The following is a 24,667-nucleotide window of genomic DNA, read 5'->3' as shown; positions in this document are numbered from 1 at the left end:
AACACATATCGGAATAAAACTAAAGGAGACAATCATATGTCACTTGAAAACAAATTGGAACAAGCAACAGGCGCTATCAAAGAAGGATTTGGTAAAGTTACTGGAGATAGCAAGACTGAAGCAGAAGGCGCTGTAGAAAAGACAGTTGCTAAGGCAAAAGAAGTAGTTGAAGATGCTAAAGGTGCTGTAGAAGGTGCCGTTGAAGGTTTGAAAAACGCTTTTAAATAAAAATAGAAAAAATCAAGGGTTGCATTTCCCTTGATTTTTTACGATCCTTATAAATAATTTTCTGCGACTGCTGCATCTCCAGGATAGGCTTCTTTCTTTCCTTGGACGATTTGGTAGCAATCGGCTCCCTTACCAGCAATAATAACTGCATCTAATTCGTGATTTGTGATAGCCATAGCTGCCTTGATGGCTTCTTGGCGATCCGCAATTTTTTCAACAGGATGGTTGATGTAGCTACTAATTTCATCTGCAATGGTCATTGGGTCTTCATAATTGGGGTCATCAGCAGTCAAAAAGACTTGAATCTCAGGGTGTTGATTGAGGAGGAGGCCAAAGTCCTTACGACGACTTTCTCCCTTATTTCCTGTCGAACCTAAGACCAGAGCAATCTTTCCTGTTTGATGAGTTTCAACCACATTGATGAGTTTTTTCAGACTATCCCCATTGTGGGCGTAGTCGATGAAGACCTTGGCTCCATTTTTCTGAGTGAGGACTTCCATACGACCAGGAACGCGGGTTGCAGCGATTCCTTTTTTGATATCCTCAAGACTAGCTCCGAGACGGAGGCAAGCAAGTCCAGCAGCAACGGCATTTTCTTGGTTGAAGTGGCCAATGAGTTGGATAGCATAATCTCCAGCGAGTTTACCACTAGCTGAAAAACTAAAGGCTTTGGAATTCTCGATTTGGTTATCAGACTGGCTACCGTAGAAATCATGGTCTTGATCTTCCACCTGTTCTTTTAGTACAGAGAAGTGGTCCATGTCACTGTTAATGATGACTGCTCGGCTATTTTTCATCAAGAGACGCTTGTGGTAGAAGTAGTCTTCAAAGCTAGGGTGTTCAATCGGGCCGATATGGTCGGGGCTGATATTGAGGAAAACTCCCACATCAAAGGTTAGACCATAGACACGTTTGACCAGATAGGCCTGACTGGATACTTCCATAATGAGGTGAGTACGGCCATTTTGCACAGCTTGATTCATCATATCAAAGAGGTCAATACTCTCAGGGGTTGTTAATGCAGACTTAAAGAAACTCTTGCCATCTAGAGTTGTATTCATGGTCGAGAGCATAGCAGGTCGATGCCCTTGAGATAAAATGTTATAGGCGAAGTAGGCTGCTGTTGTTTTACCCTTAGTACCAGTAAAGGCAAGGAGTTTGAGTTTTTTCTGTGGATTGCCATAAAATTCCATAGCTACCAAACTCATGGCTTTCTTGATATCGCTGACGATAATAGCAGGAATACCAACTTCATAGTCTTCTTCAGCCACATACCAACCGAGGCCTTGAGAGATGGCAGAAATCAGAAATTCCTTTTTAAAGGCAGCACCCTTGACGAAAAAGATGCTCTTCTCTTTGGCCTTGCGGCTATCATAGCAGATGGTGTCAAATACGACATGGCTGTAGTTGTAGTGATAATGTCCTTGGTCGATAATCTCACGGAAGAGACCATCTTTCTTTAAAATATCTAATACGGTTTCAATCTTAATCATACTTTCTATTGTAAACCGAAAGTCGTAAATTTACAAGTGACAAGGAAAAGTTTATAATGGAAGGTGAGGAATTTTTCCTAGTGATTAAAATAAAATGAGGAATCTATGTCTAACGAAAACAATCACCAGCAGGCCCAGATGTTACGGGGGACTGCTTGGTTAACGGCTAGTAACTTTATCAGTCGCCTGCTTGGGGCTATTTATATTATCCCCTGGTATATCTGGATGGGGTCTTATGCAGCTACGGCCAATGGTCTCTTTACCATGGGTTACAATATCTATGCCTGGTTCTTGCTGGTTTCAACAGCGGGGATTCCAGTTGCGGTGGCCAAGCAAGTGGCTAAGTACAATACCATGCGAGAAGAAGAGCACAGCTTTGCACTGATTCGGAGCTTTTTAGGCTTTATGACGGGACTAGGTCTGGTCTTTGCTTTAGTCTTGTATGTCTTTGCTCCTTGGTTAGCAGACTTGTCGGGTGTGGGTAAAGACTTGATCCCAATCATGCAGAGCTTGGCTTGGGCGGTCTTGATTTTCCCATCTATGAGTGTGATTCGAGGCTTCTTCCAAGGGATGAATAACCTGAAACCTTATGCCATGAGCCAAATCGCTGAGCAGGTCATTCGTGTTATCTGGATGCTCTTAGCTACCTTTATGATTATGAAAATGGGCTCAGGAGATTATCTAGCAGCGGTTACCCAATCCACATTTGCTGCCTTTGTCGGCATGGTAGCTAGTTTTGCAGTTTTGATCTATTTTCTTGCCAAAGAAGGATTGCTTAAAAGAGTCCTTGAAACAGGAGATAAGATTAATAGTAAGCGTCTTTTGATCGACACCATTAAGGAAGCCATTCCTTTTATCCTGACAGGGTCTGCTATCCAGCTTTTCCAGATTTTGGACCAGATGACCTTTATCAATAGTATGAGTTGGTTTACCAACTATAGTAATGAAGACTTGGTTGTCATGTTTTCTTATTTCTCTGCCAATCCTAATAAAATCACTATGATTTTGATTTCTGTTGGGGTTTCGATTGGGAGTGTAGGTTTGCCACTTTTGACTGAAAACTATGTCAAGGGAGACTTGAAGGCGGCTTCTCGTCTAGTTCAGGATAGCATCACTATGCTTTTCCTATTCTTGCTACCAGCAACGGTTGGAGTAGTCATGGTAGGAGAACCTCTCTATACAGTCTTCTATGGCAAGCCAGATAGTTTGGCTATGGGCTTGTTTGTCTTTGCAGTTTTGCAGTCTACTATTTTAGGCTTGTACATGGTCTTGTCTCCAATGCTTCAAGCCATGTTCCGCAACCGCAAGGCAGTTCTCTATTTTATCTATGGTTCTATTGCCAAGCTGGTCTTGCAACTGCCAACCATTGCTCTCTTTCACAGTTATGGTCCTTTGATTTCTACAACCATTGGGCTCATCATTCCTAACGTCTTGATGTATCGGGATATTTGTAAGGTAACAGGTGTTAAGCGCAAGGTGATTTTGAAACGAACCATTTTAATCAGTTTGTTAACTCTTTTCATGTTTCTAGTAGTTGGGACATTGCAGTGGATTTTAGGATTTGTCTTCCAACCAAGTGGACGTTTGTGGAGTTTCCTATATGTAGCCCTGGTAGGTACCATGGGTGGAGGTGTTTATGGAGTTATGAGTCTCCGTACCCGTTTGTTGGATAAGGTGATTGGAAAAGCTCAAGCAGATCGCTTACGAATCAAATTAAAGTTAACTTAAAAAATATTTATAAATAAAAGGAATAATTTGAACATTTCTATCATGAAATGCTTGAATTATTCTCTTTTTATTATTTTGTAGAATAATTTCTATAGTTTGTAGATAGAAATTTTATTTTTCTTAAATTTTACTTAAAAAGCTATTGACTAAATAAAACTCAAGTTGTATAATAAGACAAATATTTAAATCAGGAGGTTCTGGAGATGAAACAGTCTAAGGCCAAGTACGCAGCACTTGCAGGTATCGTTTTAAGTGCAGGTATTTTATTAAGCGCGTGTGGAAGTTCTAGCACAGGGTCAAAAACATATAACTATGTTTATACCAGTGATCCGTCTAGTTTGAATTATCTAGCAGAAAACCGTGCAACGACCAATGATATCGTGGTTAATTTGGTAGATGGGCTCATGGAAAATGACCAGTATGGAAACTATATTCCATCTTTGGCAGAGGATTGGAGTGTTTCTAAGGACGGTTTGACCTATACATACAAACTGCGGAAAGATGCGAAATGGTATACTGCAGATGGGGAAGAATATGCTCCTGTAACTGCCCAAGATTTTGTAACTGGTTTGAAATATGCGGCTGATAAAAAATCAGAAGCCTTGTACTTGGTGCAAGAATCCGTTGCTGGTTTGGATGATTACATTAACGGTAAAACAAGCGACTTTTCAACTGTCGGAGTCAAGGCTCTTGATGACCAAACTGTTCAATATACCTTGACACGACCAGAATCTTACTGGAACTCAAAAACAACCTCAACCATTCTCTTCCCAGTCAATGCGGATTTCTTGAAATCAAAAGGGGATGATTTTGGGAAGGTAGACCCATCTAATATTTTGTACAATGGACCTTTCTTGATGAAATCCTTTGTTTCAAAATCTGTCATTGAATTCAAGAAAAATCCGAACTACTGGGATGCTAAAAATGTCTTTGTAGATGATGTGAAATTGGCTTATTATGATGGTAGTGACCAAGATGCACTAGCTCGTAACTTTGTTGAGGGTGCTTATAGTTATGCTCGCCTTTATCCAAATAGTGCAAGCTTTGAAGGTATTAAAGAAAAGAATAAGGACAATATCATCTATAGCTTGCAAGATGCCACTTCTTATTTCTTAAACTTTAACCTAGATAGAAAATCTTATAAATTCACTTCCAAGACAAGCGATGCTGAAAAGAAATCGACTCAGGAAGCGGTTCTTAATAAAAACTTCCGTCAAGCCATTAACTTCGCCTACGACCGTACAGCTTACGGTGCTCAATCTCAAGGAGAAGATGGTGCAACTAAGATTTTGCGTAATTTGGTTGTTCCTCCAAACTTCGTAAGTATCAACGGAAAAGACTTTGGTGAAGTAGTAGCCTCTAAGATGGTGAATTATGGTAAAGAATGGCAAGGAATCAACTTTGCGGATGCTCAGGATCCATACTACAATGCTGAAAAAGCTAAAGCCAAATTTGCTGAAGCTAAGAAAGAACTCCAAGCTAAAGGAGTTCAATTCCCTATCCACTTGGACATGACTGTTGACCAAGCTGCTAAACAGGGTGTCCAAGAGGCAAACTCTATGAAGCAATCTATTGAGGCAGCTTTAGGTGCAGAAAATGTTGTAATTGATATTCAACAACTCACTACGGAAGATTATGACAATTCAAGCTATTTGGCTCAGACAGCAGCTCAGAAGGACTATGATCTTTACAACGGTGGTTGGGGTCCTGATTACCAAGATCCTTCAACCTATCTTGATGTCTTTAACGTTCATTCTGGTGGTTTGATGCAAAATCTAGGTTTAGAGCCAGGTGAAGCCAATGACAAGGCTAAGGCTGTTGGACTAGATGTCTACACTCAAATGTTGGAAGAAGCTAACAAGGAACAAGATCTTGCAAAACGCTATGAAAAATATGCTGAGATCCAAGCTTGGTTGGTAGATAGTGCTTTAGCAATTCCAAATGTTTCCAAGGGTGGAACACCAGTATTGAGAAAAACTGTTCCTTTCTCAGAACCATATTCATTAGCTGGTAATAAAGGTATTGAATCATATAAATACCTCAAAGTACAAGATAAGACAGTCACAAAAGATGAATATGAAAAAGCCAAAGAAAAATGGTTGAAAGAAAAAGAAGAATCTAATAAAAAAGCCCAAGAAGAATTGGCAAAACATGTCAAATAAGGATTTTTCAAGAAAAACGATGGTTTCGAATGAAACTGTCGTTTTTATATAGAATGATGGAAAATTTGGAAGAAAAGTGCTTACATTTTCTCGTAGTTAATTGAGTTTATGCTATAATAAATATAAGAAACTACGTTCGAAAATCTACCCAATGTTGATTGAAGTATGCACACGCTAGGGTAATGTTATAGGAGGGATGTCGTCTACTGGAAAAGTAAGATAAAACGCAACAAATGATAAGTTCTTCTTTATGTGAAGAGTTCTTATTTGCCTATTTACTAATCGTTATGGAGGTAACATCATGGGCGCTATTATGGAGTTTGCAACAGAAAAACAGATTGCATCATTTCTGTCAACTTGTCGTATTGAAGGGCAAAAGAATTTTCTGATGGCTTTCAAGAAAAAGACATGGATGAAATCTTTTATTGATTTCTTCGTTATAGGAGGAGCTTACTATGTTCAGTCGAGTGTGAATCCTAAGATTCTGGCATTCACACCTAAGGGAATCTACTTGATGGACATCAGTGATATAACTGAAAATCGTTCTAATCAAGTCCTTGAGATGCCTTGGAATCGGGTTCAAGATTTTACTTATAAGCCAGTCTTGAATACAGTTAGGCTGAACTGGAACTATCAAAATGAAGCCTATATTTTTTCCGTGGATGTCGGTCAGGTTAGTCAGCATGTGGGCCAGTATCAATTTAACAAAGAGCATTATGACTATTTAGCCCAACAGGCTTTCTTTCGTTCACAGTAAATTCTAGCAATCATTTTCACAAAAGAATCTGGAAGCTTTTCTGGATTCTTTTTAGCTTTACTCGATAAGTATATAGTTTGAAACTATAACTAGCTCTTGAAAAGAAGAAAATGAGTTGATGAAAATAAGTGGTACAATAGTTACTATAGATTTGGAGGTATTGTATGAGCAAGGAATTACACATCAACACAATTTTGGCCCAGGCGGGTATCAAGTCAGACGAAGCGACAGGAGCTTTGGTGACACCGCTTCATTTTTCAACGACCTATCAGCATCCAGAGTTTGGTAAATCTACTGGATTTGACTATACGCGTACAAAAAACCCAACTCGCAGTAAGGCAGAAGAAGTCTTGGCGGCTATTGAGTCCGCAGACTATGCCCTAGCTACTAGCTCAGGGATGTCAGCGATTGTACTGGCCTTTAGTGTCTTCCCAGTAGGAAGTAAGGTCTTGGCTGTCCGTGACCTTTACGGTGGTTCTTTCCGCTGGTTCAACCAAGTGGAGCAGGAAGGCCGTTTCCATTTTACTTATGCCAATACAGAAGAAGAGCTGATTGCCGAGTTAGAAAAAGACGTGGATGTCCTCTATATCGAAACGCCAACCAATCCTTTGATGTTGGAATTTGATATCGAAAAACTAGCAAAACTGGCTCATGCTAAGGGTGCCAAAGTGGTGGTGGACAATACCTTCTACAGCCCTATTTACCAACGTCCGATTGAAGATGGAGCTGATATCGTTCTCCATTCAGCAACCAAGTATCTAGCAGGCCACAATGATGTCTTGGCTGGAGTGGTTGTGACCAATAGTTTAGAACTATACGAGAAACTCTTTTACAATCTCAATACGACAGGGGCAGTCTTGTCGCCATTTGATAGCTATCAATTGATTCGTGGTCTCAAGACCTTGTCTCTTCGTATGGAGCGCTCAACTGCCAATGCCCAAGAAGTGGTTGCCTTTTTGAAGGATTCTCCAGCAGTTAAAGAAGTTCTCTATACTGGTCGTGGAGGGATGATTTCCTTTAAAGTAGCGGATGAAACACGCATTCCTCATATTTTGAACAGTCTTAAGGTCTTCTCTTTTGCGGAAAGTTTAGGTGGGGTGGAAAGTCTTATCACTTATCCAACGACACAAACTCATGCTGATATTCCAGCAGAAGTGCGCCATTCTTATGGTTTGACAGATGACCTCTTGCGTTTGTCAATTGGGATCGAAGATGCTAGAGATTTGATTGCAGATTTGCGCCAAGCCTTGGAAGGATAAGACAAAGATGGGAAAATATGATTTTACAAGCCTGCCCAATCGTTTAGGGCACCATACCTATAAATGGAAAGAAGCAGAAACGGATAGTGAAGTTCTACCAGCTTGGATAGCGGATATGGACTTTGTAGTCTTGCCTGAAATCCGCCAAGCCGTGCAAACTTATGCGGATCAACTAGTTTATGGCTATACCTATGCCAGTGAAGAGTTAATTAAGGAAGTTCAAAAGTGGGAAGCTACACAACATGGGTACCACTTTGATAAAGAGGCTCTTGTCTTTATCGAGGGTGTGGTCCCAGCTATCTCAACAGCTATTCAAGCCTTTACAAAAGAAGGCGAGGCTGTTTTGATTAACACGCCTGTCTATCCACCTTTTGCTCGCAGTGTCAAGTTGAACAATCGTAGATTGATTACCAATTCTTTGGTGGAAAAGGATGGTCTGTTTGAGATTGACTTTGACCAGCTTGAGAAGGATTTGGTGGAAGAGGATGTCAAATTCTATATTCTTTGCAACCCTCACAATCCTGGTGGACGTGTTTGGGAAAAGGAAGTCTTGGAAAAGATTGGCCAACTCTGCCAGAAACACGGTGTTTTCTTGGTTTCGGACGAGATTCACCAAGATTTGGCCCTCTTTGGTCACAAACACCATTCTTTCAATACCATTAATCCTGCCTTCAAAGATTTTGCGATTGTCTTGAGCAGTGCCACTAAAACCTTTAATATTGCGGGGACAAAAAATTCCTATGCAGTCATTGAAAATCCTAAGTTGAGACTGGCTTACCAGAAACGCCAGTTGGCCAATAATCAACATGAAATTTCAGGCTTGGGTTATTTGGCGACAGAAGCTGCCTATCGCTATGGGAAGGATTGGTTAGAGGAACTCAAGCAAGTCTTTGAAGACCACATCAATTATGTGGTAGATCTATTTGGAAAAGAGACTAAAATCAAGGTCATGAAACCGCAAGGAACCTACTTGATTTGGCTTGATTTTTCAGCCTATGACCTGATTGATGAAAGATTGCAAGAGCTTTTGAGAAATGAAGCCAAGGTTATCCTCAATCGTGGTTTGGATTTTGGAGAGGAAGGAAGTCTCCATGCCCGCCTCAATGTAGCCATGCCTAAATCTCTGTTGCAAGAAGTTTGTCAGCGGATAGTGACGACTTTTGCCAAGCTTTAAAAATCGAACTTTTAAAATCCAGCTTTCTAGGAGAAAAGTCTTCCTAGGAAGCTATTTTCATAGGGGAAAATATGGTATAATAAAAAGATAAGGTAAAGGTAAAAATATGGCTAAATTGATTCCGGGGAAAGTTCGTATCGAAGGCGTTGCTCTTTATGAAACTGGTAAGGTTGATATTATCAAGGAAAAGAACAATCGGCTCTACGCTCGCGTTGCAGAAGAAGAACTGCGCTATAGTTTAGAGGATGATTTGGTTTTTTGTGCCTGCGATTTTTTCCAAAAGAGGGGCTACTGTGTGCACTTGGCGGCTCTGGAGCATTTTCTGAAAAATGATGAGCGTGGTCAGGAAATCTTGCAAAGTCTGGAAGAAGGTCATGAAGAAAAAGAGACCGTTGAAACCAAGGTGACCTTGGGTGGCAAATTTTTGGAACGAATCTTATCTCCAAAATCAGACCGAACCTATGAGTTGTCAGCTGTGGGTCAGGTGGAAGCAGGAAGCAATCATATCTTGTGGACTCTGAGAATCGGGCAAATCAATAGCCAAAAATACTACGTCATTCGGGATATTCCACTCTTCTTAAGAGTTGTTGATAAGAGAAAACCTTATATGATTGGAAAAACTTATGAGGAATCTCTGTCTTTGGAAGCCTTTGATGAGGCAAGTCAAGAGCTTCTGGCTTTTTTGCGCGGACTAACGGAGGAAGGACTGACTTCAGACCTCTTTTTCCAAAACCAAGGCCGACACCTCTTTTTCCCTCTGACCTTTTTTGAGCAGGGTGTGAATTTATTGATGACCTTGACCCATTTTCAATTTGACCATCAAGTGGATAGTTACCAAACCCTGCTTTTTCAGGATTTGCATGCTGATGCTAATTTATTTTCCTATACAGTAACAGAATACCCGGACTATTTTGAAATGGAAATCAGTGAGAGTCCAAGGGTCAATGTCTTTTATCAGGGAGCTGTGCTTTTCCATAAAGGACAGGTTTATTTTCTAACAGACCAGCAAATGCGTCTTCTCAAGGAAATCAAAGCGCTACCTTTGGGTCAAGATGGAAAGAAATACCTGCAATTTGATAGCAGTGACCGAGATAAGTTGGCTTCCTGTCTAACTCTCTTTGGCCAGATGGGGACCGTTTCAGCTCCAGAACGCTTACAAATCAAAACTTTTGCGCCCTCTTTTTACTTTGACAGGGAAGAAGATAATCGGATTCGTTTAGAAATTCAGTTTGATTATGGAGACAGGAAGGTATCTAGCCGACAAGAGCTAGAAGAATTACCTTTTTCGAGTGATGCTGACTTAGAAGAAAGAGTTTTCCAAGTCTGTTTGGCAGCTGGATTTGAAGCAGACTTTCAATCTTGGCGTCAGGCCTTAAAAGCCGAGTCTGTCTATCATTTCTTCCATGAAATGATTCCAGTCTTTGAAAAACTCGGGAATGTTGATCTATCAGACAAGCTAGAAGAACTCTATAACCTAGCAAGCCCTCAAGTGCAGATTGCTTCCAAGGGAGGTCTCTTGGAAATTCAGTTTGATTTTCAAGATATTGCCCAGGAGGAAATCGACCAAGCCATGCAGGCCTTGGTTGCCAATCAAGATTTTTATATTGATTCGTCTAATCAAGTCTACTTTTTTGATGAAGAAACCAAGAAAATTCGCCAAAATCTACAGGAACTGGGACAGTTTGAATTAAAAGATGGGGCCTTGCAGGCTCGAAAATCTTTGGCTTATAGTTTGGCTCATCTCTTTGAAGGGCGAGACCGTATTTCTTTTTCACAAGAATTCCAGAATTTGGCTCATGATTTGACGCATCCAGAGGACTTCCCTCGACAAGCAACTCAGGTCAAGGCTGACTTGCGAGATTATCAGGAAAAGGGAATCGGTTGGCTGCAGATGCTCCATTATTATAGTTTTGGTGGGATTTTGGCTGATGATATGGGACTTGGTAAAACACTTCAGACCATTGCATTTTTGACCAGTCAAGTGACAAAAGAAAGTCGGGTTTTGATTTTAGCTCCGTCAGGTTTGATTTACAACTGGGCGGATGAATTTCAGAAATTTGCCCCACAGTTGGATGTGGCTGTTGTTCATGGTTTGAAAGCTAGTCGTGAAGAGATTCTTGCTGAGAGCCATCAAATCTATGTGACTAGTTATGCTACCTTTCGTCAGGACAGTGATCTTTATCAGCGGATGGCCTTTGACTTCCTTTTCTTAGATGAGGCTCAGGTCATGAAAAATGCCCAGACTAAGATCGCCCAGACCTTGAGACAATTTGTGGTGCCGTCGGTCTTTGCCTTGTCAGGGACTCCGATTGAAAACCATCTGGGTGAGCTGTGGTCTATTTTCCAAATCGTCATGCCAGGACTTTTGCCAAGCAAGAAAGAATTTATGAAATTACCAGCTGAGCGCGTTGCTCAGTTTATCAAACCTTTCGTGATGCGGCGCAAGAAAGAAGAAGTTCTGACTGAATTGCCAGACTTGATTGAAGTGGTTTATAAAAATGAACTGGAAGACCAGCAGAAGGCTATCTACCTAGCCCAGTTACAACAGATGCGGGACCGTCTGGCTCAAGTTTCAGATCAGGAATTTCATCGAAGTCGGGTGGAAATCTTATCTGGTCTGATGCGTTTGCGTCAAATTTGTGATACTCCTGCCCTCTTTATGGAAGATTATCAGGGAGCCAGTGGCAAACTGGATAGTCTTCGAGACCTGCTGGTCCAGGTGGCAGACGGTGGACACCGTGTCTTGATTTTCTCGCAGTTCAAGGGAATGTTAGAGAAAATTGAACAAGAATTGCCAGACTTGGGCTTGACTTCCTTTAAAATTACGGGTTCAACCCCAGCCAAGGAAAGACAAGACATGACCAAAGCCTTTAACCAAGGGGAAAGAGATGCCTTTCTGATTTCCCTCAAGGCTGGTGGTGTCGGTCTGAATCTGACAGGTGCTGATACGGTTATTTTGGTTGACCTTTGGTGGAATCCTGCGGTGGAAGCGCAAGCTATTGGCCGTGCCCATCGGATAGGTCAGGAAGAAACGGTTGAGGTTTATCGCTTAGTGACCAGGGGAACCATTGAAGAAAAAATTCAGGAACTCCAAGAACAAAAGAAACATCTGGTGTCACAAGTATTGGATGGAACAGAGTCACGTGGCAGTCTCAGCCTAGCAGAAATTAGAGAAATTTTGGGAATTTCTGAAGCCAGCACTTGAAAAATCAAGACAATACGCTATAATGAAGTGTTGAAAGGAAATAGAAAATGAGAGAAGAACGATTTCCATTGGTGTCAGATGATGAGATCATGTTGACTGAGATGCCGGTTATGGACCTCTATGATGAATCTGACTTTATCAGTAATATCAAGGGAGAATACTGTGATAAGAATTATCTGGAGTGGGCCCCTATTACTGAAGAAAAACCAGCAAAACCGATTGAAAAGCCCGTAGAGAAACCTAAGAAGGATGGTTTAGGAGTTAAAAAAGAAGGAAAGAGCTATGCGGAGGTGGCACGTGAAGAAGCGCGTGCGGATTTGAAAAAGAAGCGCTCAGCAAGTTATCTGACTAAGGATATTACTCCTACAAGGCGCCCTTCTCAGCAACGTTTTGATAGACAGGGCAATCAACCTACCGCGCCTTTCCAAAAGGAAAATCCTGGCGAATTTGTCAAATACAGTCAAAAATTGACCCAGTCTCATTACATCTTGGCGGAAGAAGTGAACAATATGTCGACTCAAGCTGAGCCAAAAGAAACTTCAGGCCCAAAGAAAAACAATTATGATTTTCTGAAGAAGAGCCAAATCTACAATAAAAAGAATCAACAAAAAGAACAAGAACGTCAGGTTGCCCAAGAGTTGAATCTGACAAGAATTACGGAATAGGGGGAGAAAACATGTCAAAGACATATCATTTTATCGGAATTAAGGGATCAGGTATGAGTGCCTTGGCCTTGATGTTGCACCAAATGGGGCATAAGGTACAGGGTTCAGATGTTGAAAAGTACTACTTTACTCAACGTGGTCTTGAGCAGGCAGGAATTACCATTCTTCCTTTTGATGAAAAGAATCTAGACGGTGATATGGAAATTATCGCTGGAAATGCCTTTCGTCCAGATAACAACGTCGAAATTGCCTATGCGAACCAAAATGGCATTAGCTACAAACGTTACCATGAGTTCCTAGGTAGCTTTATGCGCGACTTTGTTAGCATGGGAGTTGCTGGAGCGCACGGAAAAACTTCAACGACAGGTATGTTGTCTCATGTCTTGTCTCATATCACAGATACTAGCTTCTTGATTGGAGACGGGACAGGTCGTGGATCAGCTAATGCCAAATATTTTGTCTTTGAATCTGACGAATATGAGCGCCACTTCATGCCTTACCACCCAGAATATTCTATCATCACTAACATTGACTTTGACCATCCAGACTATTTCACAAGTCTAGAGGATGTTTTCAATGCCTTTAACGACTATGCTAAACAAATTACCAAAGGTTTGTTTATCTACGGAGAAGATGCTGAATTGCGTAAGATTACGTCTGATGCACCAATTTATTATTATGGTTTTGAAGCAGAAGGTAATGACTTTGTCGCTAGTGATCTTCTTCGTTCAACAACTGGTTCAACCTTCACAGTTCATTTCCGTGGACAAGACTTGGGGCAATTCCATATTCCAACCTTTGGTCGTCACAATATCATGAATGCGACAGCCGTTATTGGTCTTCTTTATACAGCTGGATTTGATTTGAACTTAGTTCGTGAACACTTGAAAACATTTGCCGGTGTTAAGCGTCGTTTCACTGAGAAAATTGTCAATGATACGGTGATTATCGATGACTTTGCCCACCATCCAACAGAAATCATTGCTACTTTGGATGCGGCTCGTCAAAAATATCCAAGTAAAGAGATCGTAGCAATCTTCCAACCGCATACCTTTACTAGAACTATTGCCCTGTTGGACGACTTTGCCCACGCTTTGAACCAGGCGGATGCAGTTTACCTAGCGCAAATTTATGGATCTGCTCGTGAAGTAGACCATGGTGATGTTAAGGTAGAAGACCTAGCTAATAAAATCAACAAGAAACACCAAGTGATCACTGTTGAAAATGTTTCTCCACTCCTAGACCATGACAATGCTGTTTACGTCTTTATGGGAGCAGGAGATATCCAAACCTATGAATACTCATTTGAGCGACTCTTGTCTAACTTGACAAGCAATGTTCAATAGGATTTTCCCATGGAAATTCCAATTAAGATCATTCAGGCAAGTAAGTCTGATTTGGCTGAGATAGAGGAACTTCAGGCTTCATCTTTTCCAGCTGAAAAGCAGCAACCTTCCCATATTTTAGAAGAAAGTATCCGTAAGTATGCGGATACCTTTCTTCTAGCTAGGGATGAAAATCAGCTTTTGGGCTATGTTCTAAGTGGTCCTCAGCCCCACAATCCGCAATGTCTAGAAATACATTCTTTAGTCATTGAGGCTGACCATCAGAGACAGGGCTTGGGAACGCTTCTTCTTGCGGCTTTGAAAGATGTGGCAGTTAAGCAGGATTACAAAGCTATCCGTTTGAAGAGTTCGGATGAGTTGCTTTCCTATTTTGAAATGAACGGTTTTATTGATGAAGAAGAGACAGATTCGCTTTATGCAGCTAGTCAAGATTTTAGTATGATTTGGTTTAATCTCTTTTTTAGGAGGCGAAATGGAAATTAGGAAAGCAAGATTAGAAGATTTGGATCGTATCGTTGAGATTGAACTAGAAAATTTCTCGATTGAAGAAGCCATTCCTCGCTCTGTTTTTGAAGCACATTTGCGAGAAATTCAGACCTCATTTCTGGTTGCAGAAAAAGAAGGCAGAATCATGGGGTATATAGAAGGACCAGTTGGACCACACCGCTATCTGCAAGATCAGTCTTTTACAGAAGCGATAGAAGATTATAGTCATGAGCCTGGTGGTTATATCTCTGTGACCTGTCTTTCTATTGCCGAGGAGGCACAGGGCCTTGGACTTGGTCAGAAATTACTAACAGCCTTGAAAGAGTTGGCTCTTGAACACAAAAGAGAAGGCATTAACCTAACCTGTCATGACTATCTCATCACCTACTACGAAAAGCATGGATTTGTCAATGAAGGCCAGTCTCAGTCAACCTTTGCAGGGGAAACTTGGTATGATATGGTCTGGGAAGCTAAAAAATAAGCTAGAAAAGCATGCTAAGTTGCTTTTCTTTCGTTTTTAAGATATAATATTATGGATTGTCAACGAGGAGGATAAACTTTTGAGTGAAAAGCCAAGAGAAGACGAAAAATTAAGCTTTAAAGAGCAGATTTTGCGTGATTTAGAAAAAGTAAAACGTTATGAAGGGATTCGTCAAGAGGCCGCTGAACTTGATGAAAAAAAATCAGCTTTGTCTGTCCCTGACACAAAAATTGCTGATGAAGAAGTGATGAATGCATCCCTATCAGCTGTTGAAAAAATTATGGAGAATGCACCACGTGTTCCACAGCATCCTAGTGAAGATGTGCCTGCATCACCAGCAGATGAATTAAGAGAAGAAGCTCCGATTGTTCCTAGTCACCCTAGTCAAGATGTTCCAGCTTCACCAGCTGAAGCAAGTCCATCAAGACCGGTTCCAGGACCAGAGACTAATCGTCCACAAAAGGTCGAAAGAGAGTTGAACACGACTCCAACAAGAGTAGCTGTTTCTTATAAAACTGAAGAACCAAAAGAGACACAAGCAGAAGCGTCAAGACCTGAACCGGTCGTCGAAGCTGAAGCTGTTGACGTGATTTCTGAAACTCCACGTCGTAGTCGTCGTGAGACAGTTAAACCTGTTAAGAAGAAAAAATCACATTTGAAAGCTTTCTTCATTTCTCTATTAATTTTCCTTGCCTTGATTTCAGCAGGTGGTTACTTTGGTTACCAGTATGTTCAATCATCTTTATTACCAGTTGATGCAAATTCTAAGGAATATGTAACGGTTCAAATCCCAGAAGGATCCAATGTCCAAGAGATTGGATCAGCACTTGAACATTCTGGTGTGATTAAACACGGAGTGATTTTTGCTTTTTATGCTAAATATAAGAATTATTCAGATTTGAAGGCTGGATATTACAATTTGCAAAAGAGCATGAGTACAGAGGATATCATTAAGGAACTACAAAAAGGTGGTACTCCTGAACCTCAAGAACCTTCACTTGCAGATTTGACCATTCCAGAAGGATATACCATTGATCAAATTGCCCAAGCTGTAGGCCAATTACAAGGTGAATTTAAAGAACCTTTGACAGCGGAAGCTTTCTTGGCTAAAGTGCAAGATGACAACTTTATCAGTCAAGAAGTTGCTAAATATCCAAACCTACTCGAAAGCTTGCCAACGAAAGAAAGTGGAGCCCGTTACCGTTTGGAAGGTTATCTTTTCCCAGCGACCTACTCTATCAAGGAAAGCACAACTATTGAAAGCTTGATTGATGAGATGCTGGCAGCTATGGATAAGACCTTGACTCCACACTATAGTGCAATTAAGTCTAAAAACTTGACAGTTAATGAATTGCTAACCATTGCTTCTCTTGTTGAAAAAGAAGGTGCTAAGACTGAAGATCGTAAGTTGATTGCAGGTGTTTTCTACAATCGCTTGAACCTTGGTATGCCACTTCAAAGCAATATTGCAATCTTGTATGCCCAAGGCAAACTCGGTCAAAATATTAGCCTAGCAGACGATGCTGGAATTGACACATCGATTAATTCACCATACAATGTTTATACAAAACCTGGTTTGATGCCTGGTCCAGTAGATAGTCCAAGTCAGGACGCGATTGAAGCAAGTATCAACCAAACAAAGAGTGAGAACCTCTACTTTGTAGCTAATGTTACAGATGGTAAAGTCTATTACGCAGTGACACAGGAAGAACATGATCGTAATGTTGCTGAGCACGTCAATAGCAAACTTACTCAAAATAGTAGTTCAAACTAAGACTACAAAAATGAGAATCTCAGATAGAGATTCAATACTATCGAAAGAAAGTTGAGAAAAATGGCAGAAAAAACATATCCTATGACCCTTGCGGAAAAGGAAAAACTTGAAAAAGAATTAGAAGAATTGAAATTGGTCCGCCGACCAGAAGTGGTAGAACGCATTAAGATTGCCCGTTCATACGGTGACCTTTCAGAAAACAGTGAGTATGAAGCAGCTAAGGATGAACAAGCCTTTGTCGAAGGACAAATCTCTAGCTTGGAAACAAAAATCCGTTATGCTGAAATCGTCAATAGCGACTCAGTTGCCCAAGACGAAGTAGCGATTGGTAAAACAGTTACTATCCAAGAAATTGGTGAGGACGAAGAAGAAGTTTATATTATCGTAGGTTCAGCTGGTGCGGATGCCTTTGCAGGTAAGGTTTCAAATGAAAGCCCGATTGGACAAGCCTTGATTGGCAAGAAAACAGGTGATACAGCAACCATTGAAACACCTGTTGGTAGCTATGATGTAAAAATCTTGAAGGTTGAAAAAACAGCCTAAAAACAGAAAAAAGGAGTGGGGAGGCGATGCGCTTCACTCACTCCTTTTTCCATTTTGATACTCTTCGAAAATCAAATTCAAACCACGTCAGCGTAGCCTTGCCGTATATATGTGTTACTGACTTCGTCAGTTCTATCTACAACCTCAAAACAGTGTTTTGAGCAACCTGCGGCTAGCTTCCTAGTTTGCTCTTTGATTTTCATTGAGTATAAATTAAATTGAATTGGAGACGTTATGAGTTCAAAGAAGAAAAAAAATAAGATGGAGCGTGGTCTGACTAATCGTCATGTGCAGGTTATGGCCATCGCTGGAACAATCGGAACAGGACTCTTTTTGGGAGCAGGTCGTTCTATTAGCTTAACAGGTCCTTCCATTGTACTGATTTATATGATTACAGGGGCCTTCATGTTCCTCATGATGCGTGCTGTTGGGGAAATGCTCTACCAAGATCCTGAGCAACATACCTTTATCAACTTTATCACGCGCCATTTAGGTAAGGGCTGGGGTTATTTCTCAGTTTGGTCTTACTGGTTATCCGTTGTCTTTATCGGTATGGCGGAAATTACAGCCATCTCTCACTATGTTCAGTTCTGGTTTCCTAGCTGGCCAAGTTGGATGATTGAGATTGGATTTTTAACCATTCTAGCCTTGGTCAATCTGATTGCGGTGAAGCTCTTTGGGGAAGTTGAGTTTTGGTTTGCTATGGTCAAGATTGTGGCTATTTTAGCTATGATTGCAACAGGAGTCTTTATGGTCTTGACAGGCTTTAAGACACCTCATGGAGTAGCAAGTTTGGCTAATATCGCCGACAATTTCTCCCTATTCCCAAATGGTGGAGTAAACTTTGTCATGGCCTTCCAGATGGTTTTCTTTGCTTATCTCATGATTGAGTTTATCGGGGTAACAACTTCAGAAACAAAAAATCCACGTCAGGTCTTGCCAAAAGCTGTTAAGGAAATTCCTCTACGAATCGTCTTTTTCTATGGTGGAGCTCTCTTGGCTATTATGTCTATTATTCCATGGCGTGAACTTGCATCAGCTGATTCTCCTTTTGTAACAGTATTTGAATTGGCAGGTATCAAGTGGGCAGCGGCCTTAATTAACTTCGTCGTTTTGACGTCAGCAGCATCTGCTCTTAACTCAACCCTTTATTCAACAGGGCGTCACTTGTATCAGATTGCCCATGATTCGCCAAATCCATTCCTAAAAGCGATCAAGGCAGATACTCTTTCTCGCCACAATGTGCCACAAAATGCCATCATCGCTTCAGCAATCTTGATTGCCCTAGCAGCCTTTATCAACGTCTTGCCAGGAGTTTCGGATGCCTTTGCCTTGATTACAGCATCATCATCAGGTGTTTATATTGCCATTTATATTTTGATTATGGTGGCTCACCTTAAATACCGCAAGTCACCAGACTTTATGGCAGATGGCTATCTCATGCCCCATTATCGTTTCCTAAATCCTTTAACTATGCTCTTCTTTGCCTTTGTCTTTGTAACTCTCTTTTTACAAGAGTCTACATTTGTCGGAGCAATCGGATCAGCTATCTGGATTATCGGTTTCGGTATATACAGCCAGTGGAAATTTAGAAAATAGATTAAGGACTCATCAACTCAGGTTGGTGGGTTTTTGCTAGTTTGACATTCTATTGAAATAAGACTATAATCAAGCTGTATCAGTTTTCGAGGAGGTTTGGATGTACTTTAGATTGGAAAATGAGGAATCCCAGAAAGCACAAGAAATTGGGAATTTGATTCGTGCTTATAACCGTTCCAAAAGAGAAGAGGCTGAAAGTGTGCCACTTAATCTTTATGTAGAAGATGAAAAGGGATATCTCCTGGCAGGTCTGGTAGCTGAGACTTTCGGAAATTGGTTGGAAATCGAGTATTTGTTTGTAAAAGAGGAACTGAGAGGGCAAGGAATCGGTTCAAAACTATTGCAACAGGCAGAAAGTGAAGCCAAGAATCGAAACTGTTGTTTTGCATTTGTCAATACTTATCAGTTTCAGGCACCAGACTTTTATCAGAAATATGGCTACAAGGAAGTCTTTGCTTTAAAAAACTATCCCTACATAGGGCAAAGATTTTATTACCAAAAGGATTTGTAAGTAGAATATGAAAGCATAAGGCAGAGAGGGGTTCTTGACATAAGTATGAAGGGGATTCTCGATAAATACCAGTTAAATCCCACACATTATGTCTTTCTAGGTGATATTGAGGACAATACAATTGCAGCTGAGATATTGGGCATCAAGGCCTATCAGGTTAAGAAAAGAAATGATGTCGTAGATATTTTGAAAAAAATTGAATAAGCAGAAAACTCTCTATTATTTTGTGGTAGAGAGTTTTTGTTAATAAAATATTACAAAATGACATTTATATATTGCGTTAGAGCTATGGCGAATGGGCTCAAAAAAAGTTTGAACAAGATATGGATGAACTGGAGAGTTGAGAATAGCTTGTTACTCTTTTCTCAATCCAGCTAAAATGTGATATAATAGTACTAATTTATTGGAATACATGAAAGTTCTTGAAAATTTTCATGTGTTTCTAGCTAAGGAAGTAGGAAAAGTATGTATCCAGATGATAGTTTGACATTGCACACGGACTTGTACCAGATAAACATGATGCAGGTTTACTTTGACCAAGGGATTCACAATAAAAAGGCGGTCTTTGAGGTGTATTTCCGCCAACAGCCTTTTAAGAATGGCTATGCGGTTTTTGCTGGTTTGGAAAGAATTGTGAGTTATCTTGAAGACCTGCGTTTTTCAGATAGTGATATTGCCTATTTGGAGTCTCTAGGCTATCATGGGGCATTCTTGGACTATCTCCGCAATTTCAAGTTGGAGTTGACCGTTCGTTCTGCCCAAGAAGGGGATTTGGTTTTTGCTAATGAACCGATTGTGCAGGTGGAAGGCCCTCTAGTCCAATGTCAATTGGTCGAAACGGCCCTTTTGAACATCGTCAACTACCAGACCTTGGTGGCGACTAAGGCAGCTCGTATTCGTTCAGTCATTGAAGATGAACCTTTAATGGAGTTTGGGACACGTCGGGCGCAAGAGATGGATGCGGCTATCTGGGGAACACGCGCAGCGGTGATTGGTGGAGCCAATGGAACCAGCAATGTGCGTGCTGGTAAACTCTTTGATATTCCTGTCTTGGGGACTCACGCCCATGCCTTGGTACAGGTTTATGGTAACGACTATGAAGCTTTCAAGGCTTACGCTGCGACCCACAAAAACTGTGTCTTTCTTGTGGACACCTATGACACCCTTCGCATTGGGGTACCCGCTGCCATTCAAGTGGCGCGTGAGCTGGGTGACCAGATTAACTTTATGGGTGTGCGGATTGACTCAGGGGATATTGCCTACATTTCCAAGAAAGTTCGTCAGCAACTGGACGAGGCTGGATTTACAGAGGCTAAGATTTATGCTTCAAATGACCTAGATGAAAATACTATTCTTAACCTTAAGATGCAAAAAGCTAAGATTGATGTTTGGGGTGTGGGAACTAAGTTAATTACTGCATATGACCAACCTGCTTTAGGGGCAGTTTATAAGATTGTAGCCATTGAGGATGAAAATGGAGGCATGCGCAATACGATTAAGCTGTCAAATAATGCTGAAAAAGTGTCTACACCAGGTAAGAAGCAGGTGTGGCGCATTACCAGTCGTGAAAAAGGCAAGTCAGAAGGCGATTATATCACTTATGACGGTGTGGATGTGAGTGACATGACGGAAATCAAAATGTTCCATCCGACCTATACCTACATCAAGAAGACGGTTCGTAATTTTGATGCCGTTCCTCTCTTAGTGGATATCTTCAAAGACGGAAAATTGATTTACAACCTGCCTAGCTTGACTGAGATTCAGGATTATGCTCGTAAGGAATTTGACAAGCTTTGGGATGAGTACAAGCGCGTACTCAATCCGCAACATTATCCAGTGGATTTGGCGCGTGATGTATGGCAAGACAAGATGGACTTGATTGACAAAATGCGCAAGGAAGCCCTCGGCGAAGGAGAAGAAGAATGAGTTTGCAAGAAACGATTATCCAAGAGCTGGGTGTCAAACCGGTGATTGATGCCCAGGAAGAAATCCGTCGTTCCATTGATTTCTTAAAAAGATATTTGAAAAAAAATCCCTTCCTTAAAACCTTTGTACTAGGGATTTCTGGAGGACAAGACTCAACCTTAGCAGGACGATTGGCTCAACTGGCCATGGAAGAACTGCGAGCAGAAACGGGAGATGACAGCTACAAATTTATCGCTGTCCGCCTGCCTTATGGAGTGCAAGCTGATGAAGCAGATGCTCAAAAAGCCCTAGCCTTCATTCAGCCAGATATCAGTTTAGTGGTGAATATCAAGGAGCCTGCAGATGCTATGACAGCTGCAGTTGAAGCGACAGGTAGTCCTGTTTCAGACTTCAACAAGGGAAATATCAAAGCACGTTGCCGTATGATTGCTCAGTATGCCCTTGCTGGTTCCCATAGCGGAGCGGTCATTGGAACAGACCACGCCGCGGAAAATATCACAGGTTTCTTTACCAAGTTTGGTGACGGTGGTGCGGATATTCTCCCTCTTTACCGTCTTAATAAACGCCAAGGAAAACAACTCTTGAAGGAACTTGGTGCAGACCCAGCCCTTTATGAAAAAATCCCAACGGCAGACCTAGAAGAAGACAAACCAGGCCTAGCTGACGAAGTAGCCCTTGGAGTTACTTATGAAGAGATTGACGACTACCTAGAAGGCAAAACAATCAGCTCAGAAGCTCAAGCAAGAATCGAAAACTGGTGGCACAAAGGCCAACACAAACGCCACCTACCTATCACCGTATTTGATGACTTTTGGGAGTAAAAAGGTCCGGGGGACCTTTTTACCCCGAGTCTAAAAATAGGAAAACGAGGCACCTCCAGTGGAGGTTCTTACCCCGAGCATGGAAACAAGTAAGCGAGGAAGGTCCGGGGGACCTTTTTAGCTTCTTGCCCTGAAATTAAAAAGCAAGAAAAACCTCCAGTGGAGGTTTTCAGTCTCTCACCTTGAAATAAGAAAGTGAGAGAAGGTCCGGTAACTCACAGAGTTCGATTTCATCGTCTCACCCCCGCAACGATGACTAGGTTTGAAAAAGCTTGCTAGAGCGCATTTCAAACCAGACAGCGACTGCGTTAAGTAACTAGATGAAAAACTTGTTTTTTAGTTGTTACTGAGTTTAGTCTTTTTACCCCGTGCATGGAAACAGGTAAGCGAAGAAGATCCAGTGGACCTTTTTAGCTTATTATCTTGAAATTCAAAAGCAAAGTAAATCTAAATTGAGGTTGGGCAGAGAACCATCTATCAGAAAGCGAGGTAGCGTCATGAAAGCAATCGGTACGCAAATATTACAGACAGATCGTTTAATCTTGCGAAGATTTGTGGAAAGTGATGCAGAAGCCATGTTTCAGAATTGGGCTTCGTCCGCTGAAAATCTAACCTATGTCACTTGGGATCCTCATCCTGATGTCGAGGTGACTCGAAATTCCATTCGTAACTGGGTTGCTTCCTATGCTAATCCCAACTATTACAAATGGGCCATTTGTCTCAAAGAAAACCCAGGGCAAGTGATCGGGGATATCAGTATCGTTGAGATGGATGAGAACGATTCTTCTTGTGAAATTGGCTATGTGCTAGGCAAGAAATACTGGGGTCATGATATGATGACGGAGGCCTTGAAAGCTGTCTTGGACTTTTGTTTTACTCAAGCAGGCTTTCAAGAAGTCAAGGCACGTTATGCCAGTCTCAATCCAGCTTCAGGTCGTGTCATGGAGAAGGCTGGAATGTCCTATCTCAAGACTATTACCAATGGTGTAGAGAGAAAAGGCTATCTTGCGGACCTTATTTATTATCAGATAAGTAGGGAAGACTAGTGAATTTTCTTTTCTGTTTCCATCAAAGTCAGACTTTGTCTGGCTTTTTTTGCAACATTTTATACATAACCTGATTAAATTCCTATTTTTCCCTATCATTGTACCTGTTTTTTCTTAGAGTTGGGAATTATAATAGACTTATCAAATCAAAGAATGGAGGAAGGCAATGGATAATATAATCTTTTTTGTCAGTGTTTTTCTTGCTGGAATTCTTTCCTTCTTTTCTCCTTGTATTTTACCCTTGTTACCAGTTTATGCAGGGGTCTTGTTGGATGATAAAGATGGTTCTCAGGCTTCTAGTGGAAAATATTCAATCTCACTTGTTAGTCTATTGAGAACTTTGGCCTTTATAGCGGGTATTTCTTTTATCTTTATCTTACTAGGCTATGGGGCTGGTTTTTTAGGCAATTTACTGTATGCTTCTTGGTTTCAGTATGTGACGGGTGCGGTTATCATTCTCTTGGGCTTGCACCAGATGGAAGTCTTACATTTTCAGGGGTTCTACAAGGAAAGAAGGCTACAATTACAGAGACAGGGGCAAAAGGGTAAGGGCTATAGTCAGGCATTTTTACTGGGGTTGACCTTCAGTTTTGCTTGGACGCCTTGTGTGGGGCCGGTTCTTGGCTCTGTTTTGGCCTTGGCGGCTTCAGGTGGTTCAGGAGCTTGGCAGGGAGCTGGTCTCATGTTGATTTACACGTTGGGCTTGGCGCTACCATTTTTGGCTCTAGCTCTCGCCTCCAGCTATGTTTTGAAACATTTCCGAAAACTCCATCCTTATCTCGGAACCCTCAAAAAAGTGGGTGGTTTCCTCATTATCGTGATGGGAATCTTGGTGCTTTTGGGAAATGCTTCCATTTTGACTACATTATTTGAATAGAGAGGAAGAAGAAATGAAAAAATGGCAAACATGTCTCCTTGGAGTCGGCTCAATCTGTTGCTTGACAGCCTGTTCTGCTAAAAATATGTCAGACGAAGCTACTATGAAGGAGCAAACCAAAACAGAACAAGTCAGTTCACAAACTGCTACTAAAGGTCAGGCAGTTGCTGATTTTGAACTAACGGGAGTAGACGGCAAGACCTACCGCTTGTCTGATTACAAGGGCAAGAAGGTCTATCTCAAATTCTGGGCTTCTTGGTGTTCCATCTGTTTGGCCAGTCTTCCAGATACGGATGAAATTGCTAAAGATGCTGGTGATGATTATGTGGTCTTGACAGTGGTGTCTCCTGGACACAAGGGGGAACAAGCAGAAGCAGACTTTAAGAACTGGTACAAGGGATTGGATTATAAAAATTTCCCAGTTCTAATTGACCCGTCAGGCAAACTTTTGGAAAGTTATGGTGTCCGTTCTTACCCAACTCAAGCCTTTATAGACAAGGAAGGAAAGCTGGTCAAAACGCAACCTGGTTTTATGGATAAGAATATGATTTTAAAAACATTGAAAGAAATGGGGTAGAGAAAGATT

Annotated in this window: 22 protein-coding genes; 21 read left to right on the top strand and 1 reads right to left on the bottom strand. The window is 41.3% G+C overall.

Going from position 1 to position 24,667, the window contains the following annotated elements; genetic code table 11:
* Positions 1-36 precede the first annotated feature (36 nt).
* The gene (locus OCF95_RS09125; protein WP_000051184.1) at positions 37-228 is read left to right on the top strand and encodes a CsbD family protein; all 192 of its coding nucleotides are present in this window, start codon (positions 37-39) and stop codon (positions 226-228) included.
* A 47-nt stretch (positions 229-275) separates the two neighbouring features.
* Here OCF95_RS09125 and OCF95_RS09120 read toward each other — a convergent pair whose 3' ends face one another.
* Positions 276-1,721, bottom strand: coding sequence for a UDP-N-acetylmuramoyl-L-alanyl-D-glutamate--L-lysine ligase (locus OCF95_RS09120; RefSeq protein ID WP_020903463.1), 1,446 nt, complete (start codon positions 1,719-1,721; stop codon positions 276-278).
* Between the two features lie 105 nt (positions 1,722-1,826).
* On the opposite strand from OCF95_RS09120, the gene OCF95_RS09115 reads away from it, so the two are divergent.
* From OCF95_RS09115 to OCF95_RS09020, 20 genes are all read left to right on the top strand, one after another.
* Positions 1,827-3,449 (top strand): putative polysaccharide biosynthesis protein, encoded by a 1,623-nt coding sequence (locus OCF95_RS09115; protein ID WP_261105283.1) that lies wholly within the window; start codon positions 1,827-1,829, stop codon positions 3,447-3,449.
* Positions 3,450-3,652: 203 nt separating this feature from the next.
* Positions 3,653-5,611, top strand: a complete 1,959-nt coding sequence (locus OCF95_RS09110) for a peptide ABC transporter substrate-binding protein (RefSeq protein ID WP_261105282.1) — start codon at positions 3,653-3,655, stop codon at positions 5,609-5,611.
* A gap of 301 nt (positions 5,612-5,912) precedes the next feature.
* On the top strand, positions 5,913-6,368 hold the full coding sequence (locus tag OCF95_RS09105) for a hypothetical protein (RefSeq protein WP_261105281.1): 456 nt from the start codon (positions 5,913-5,915) through the stop codon (positions 6,366-6,368).
* A gap of 164 nt (positions 6,369-6,532) precedes the next feature.
* Positions 6,533-7,627 carry a cystathionine gamma-synthase gene (locus OCF95_RS09100; RefSeq protein WP_020902227.1) on the top strand — a complete coding sequence of 365 codons (1,095 nt, stop codon included), beginning with the start codon at positions 6,533-6,535 and terminating at the stop codon, positions 7,625-7,627.
* 7 nt (positions 7,628-7,634) lie between these two features.
* Entirely contained in the window at positions 7,635-8,801 is a 1,167-nt protein-coding gene (locus OCF95_RS09095) for a MalY/PatB family protein (protein ID WP_261105280.1), read from the top strand.
* Between the two features lie 106 nt (positions 8,802-8,907).
* The gene (locus OCF95_RS09090; RefSeq protein ID WP_261105279.1) at positions 8,908-12,006 is read left to right on the top strand and encodes a pilus expression-regulating Snf2 family helicase; all 3,099 of its coding nucleotides are present in this window, start codon (positions 8,908-8,910) and stop codon (positions 12,004-12,006) included.
* A gap of 47 nt (positions 12,007-12,053) precedes the next feature.
* Positions 12,054-12,671: a divisome accessory protein ZapJ gene (locus OCF95_RS09085; protein ID WP_033681566.1), complete on the top strand. Its 618-nt coding sequence runs from the start codon at positions 12,054-12,056 to the stop codon at positions 12,669-12,671.
* Between the two features lie 11 nt (positions 12,672-12,682).
* Complete coding sequence (murC, locus tag OCF95_RS09080) at positions 12,683-14,017, top strand: UDP-N-acetylmuramate--L-alanine ligase (RefSeq protein WP_033681567.1); 1,335 nt, start codon at positions 12,683-12,685, stop codon at positions 14,015-14,017.
* A 9-nt stretch (positions 14,018-14,026) separates the two neighbouring features.
* Complete coding sequence (locus tag OCF95_RS09075) at positions 14,027-14,500, top strand: GNAT family N-acetyltransferase (protein WP_024057419.1); 474 nt, start codon at positions 14,027-14,029, stop codon at positions 14,498-14,500.
* A complete protein-coding gene (locus OCF95_RS09070) occupies positions 14,490-14,984 on the top strand; it encodes a GNAT family N-acetyltransferase (RefSeq protein WP_261105278.1) in 495 nt (164 codons plus the stop codon). Before OCF95_RS09075 ends, OCF95_RS09070 begins: the two co-directional genes overlap by 11 nt.
* 79 nt (positions 14,985-15,063) lie before the next feature.
* The gene (mltG, locus tag OCF95_RS09065) at positions 15,064-16,758 is read left to right on the top strand and encodes an endolytic transglycosylase MltG (RefSeq protein ID WP_261105277.1); all 1,695 of its coding nucleotides are present in this window, start codon (positions 15,064-15,066) and stop codon (positions 16,756-16,758) included.
* A gap of 60 nt (positions 16,759-16,818) precedes the next feature.
* On the top strand, positions 16,819-17,301 hold the full coding sequence (greA, locus tag OCF95_RS09060; protein ID WP_000818750.1) for a transcription elongation factor GreA: 483 nt from the start codon (positions 16,819-16,821) through the stop codon (positions 17,299-17,301).
* A 234-nt stretch (positions 17,302-17,535) separates the two neighbouring features.
* Positions 17,536-18,900 (top strand): amino acid permease, encoded by a 1,365-nt coding sequence (locus OCF95_RS09055; RefSeq protein WP_000095647.1) that lies wholly within the window; start codon positions 17,536-17,538, stop codon positions 18,898-18,900.
* Between the two features lie 100 nt (positions 18,901-19,000).
* A complete protein-coding gene (locus OCF95_RS09050) occupies positions 19,001-19,411 on the top strand; it encodes a GNAT family N-acetyltransferase (RefSeq protein ID WP_261105276.1) in 411 nt (136 codons plus the stop codon).
* Between the two features lie 45 nt (positions 19,412-19,456).
* Positions 19,457-19,615 (top strand): hypothetical protein, encoded by a 159-nt coding sequence (locus OCF95_RS09045; protein ID WP_084926694.1) that lies wholly within the window; start codon positions 19,457-19,459, stop codon positions 19,613-19,615.
* A 261-nt stretch (positions 19,616-19,876) separates the two neighbouring features.
* Complete coding sequence (locus OCF95_RS09040; RefSeq protein ID WP_261105275.1) at positions 19,877-21,337, top strand: nicotinate phosphoribosyltransferase; 1,461 nt, start codon at positions 19,877-19,879, stop codon at positions 21,335-21,337.
* Positions 21,334-22,158: an ammonia-dependent NAD(+) synthetase gene (gene nadE, locus OCF95_RS09035; protein WP_261035380.1), complete on the top strand. Its 825-nt coding sequence runs from the start codon at positions 21,334-21,336 to the stop codon at positions 22,156-22,158. Before OCF95_RS09040 ends, nadE begins: the two co-directional genes overlap by 4 nt.
* A 497-nt stretch (positions 22,159-22,655) precedes the next feature.
* Positions 22,656-23,204 carry a GNAT family N-acetyltransferase gene (locus OCF95_RS09030; protein ID WP_261035379.1) on the top strand — a complete coding sequence of 183 codons (549 nt, stop codon included), beginning with the start codon at positions 22,656-22,658 and terminating at the stop codon, positions 23,202-23,204.
* Between the two features lie 166 nt (positions 23,205-23,370).
* Complete coding sequence (gene ccdA2, locus OCF95_RS09025) at positions 23,371-24,081, top strand: thiol-disulfide oxidoreductase-associated membrane protein CcdA2 (protein ID WP_261035378.1); 711 nt, start codon at positions 23,371-23,373, stop codon at positions 24,079-24,081.
* Positions 24,082-24,094: 13 nt separating this feature from the next.
* A complete protein-coding gene (locus tag OCF95_RS09020) occupies positions 24,095-24,658 on the top strand; it encodes a redoxin family protein (protein WP_203213091.1) in 564 nt (187 codons plus the stop codon).
* Positions 24,659-24,667 lie beyond the last annotated feature (9 nt).

Source organism: Streptococcus mitis (assembly GCF_946188615.1).
Taxonomy (GTDB): domain Bacteria; phylum Bacillota; class Bacilli; order Lactobacillales; family Streptococcaceae; genus Streptococcus; species Streptococcus mitis_BZ.
The sequence above is the reverse complement of the archived record's forward strand: the minus strand, read 5'-3'. Positions and strand labels throughout refer to the sequence as shown.

What these genes read in the sequence shown, in the direction of transcription:
- OCF95_RS09125 (WP_000051184.1), top strand. Translation starts at nt 37, where the DNA reads ATGTCACTTGAAAACAAATTGGAACAAGCAACAGGCGCTATCAAAGAA.
- OCF95_RS09120 (WP_020903463.1), bottom strand. Translation starts at nt 1,721, where the DNA reads ATGATTAAGATTGAAACCGTATTAGATATTTTAAAGAAAGATGGTCTC.
- OCF95_RS09115 (WP_261105283.1), top strand. Translation starts at nt 1,827, where the DNA reads ATGTCTAACGAAAACAATCACCAGCAGGCCCAGATGTTACGGGGGACT.
- OCF95_RS09110 (WP_261105282.1), top strand. Translation starts at nt 3,653, where the DNA reads ATGAAACAGTCTAAGGCCAAGTACGCAGCACTTGCAGGTATCGTTTTA.
- OCF95_RS09105 (WP_261105281.1), top strand. Translation starts at nt 5,913, where the DNA reads ATGGGCGCTATTATGGAGTTTGCAACAGAAAAACAGATTGCATCATTT.
- OCF95_RS09100 (WP_020902227.1), top strand. Translation starts at nt 6,533, where the DNA reads ATGAGCAAGGAATTACACATCAACACAATTTTGGCCCAGGCGGGTATC.
- OCF95_RS09095 (WP_261105280.1), top strand. Translation starts at nt 7,635, where the DNA reads ATGGGAAAATATGATTTTACAAGCCTGCCCAATCGTTTAGGGCACCAT.
- OCF95_RS09090 (WP_261105279.1), top strand. Translation starts at nt 8,908, where the DNA reads ATGGCTAAATTGATTCCGGGGAAAGTTCGTATCGAAGGCGTTGCTCTT.
- OCF95_RS09085 (WP_033681566.1), top strand. Translation starts at nt 12,054, where the DNA reads ATGAGAGAAGAACGATTTCCATTGGTGTCAGATGATGAGATCATGTTG.
- murC (WP_033681567.1), top strand. Translation starts at nt 12,683, where the DNA reads ATGTCAAAGACATATCATTTTATCGGAATTAAGGGATCAGGTATGAGT.
- OCF95_RS09075 (WP_024057419.1), top strand. Translation starts at nt 14,027, where the DNA reads ATGGAAATTCCAATTAAGATCATTCAGGCAAGTAAGTCTGATTTGGCT.
- OCF95_RS09070 (WP_261105278.1), top strand. Translation starts at nt 14,490, where the DNA reads ATGGAAATTAGGAAAGCAAGATTAGAAGATTTGGATCGTATCGTTGAG.
- greA (WP_000818750.1), top strand. Translation starts at nt 16,819, where the DNA reads ATGGCAGAAAAAACATATCCTATGACCCTTGCGGAAAAGGAAAAACTT.
- OCF95_RS09055 (WP_000095647.1), top strand. Translation starts at nt 17,536, where the DNA reads ATGAGTTCAAAGAAGAAAAAAAATAAGATGGAGCGTGGTCTGACTAAT.
- OCF95_RS09050 (WP_261105276.1), top strand. Translation starts at nt 19,001, where the DNA reads ATGTACTTTAGATTGGAAAATGAGGAATCCCAGAAAGCACAAGAAATT.
- OCF95_RS09045 (WP_084926694.1), top strand. Translation starts at nt 19,457, where the DNA reads ATGAAGGGGATTCTCGATAAATACCAGTTAAATCCCACACATTATGTC.
- OCF95_RS09040 (WP_261105275.1), top strand. Translation starts at nt 19,877, where the DNA reads ATGTATCCAGATGATAGTTTGACATTGCACACGGACTTGTACCAGATA.
- nadE (WP_261035380.1), top strand. Translation starts at nt 21,334, where the DNA reads ATGAGTTTGCAAGAAACGATTATCCAAGAGCTGGGTGTCAAACCGGTG.
- OCF95_RS09030 (WP_261035379.1), top strand. Translation starts at nt 22,656, where the DNA reads ATGAAAGCAATCGGTACGCAAATATTACAGACAGATCGTTTAATCTTG.
- ccdA2 (WP_261035378.1), top strand. Translation starts at nt 23,371, where the DNA reads ATGGATAATATAATCTTTTTTGTCAGTGTTTTTCTTGCTGGAATTCTT.
- OCF95_RS09020 (WP_203213091.1), top strand. Translation starts at nt 24,095, where the DNA reads ATGAAAAAATGGCAAACATGTCTCCTTGGAGTCGGCTCAATCTGTTGC.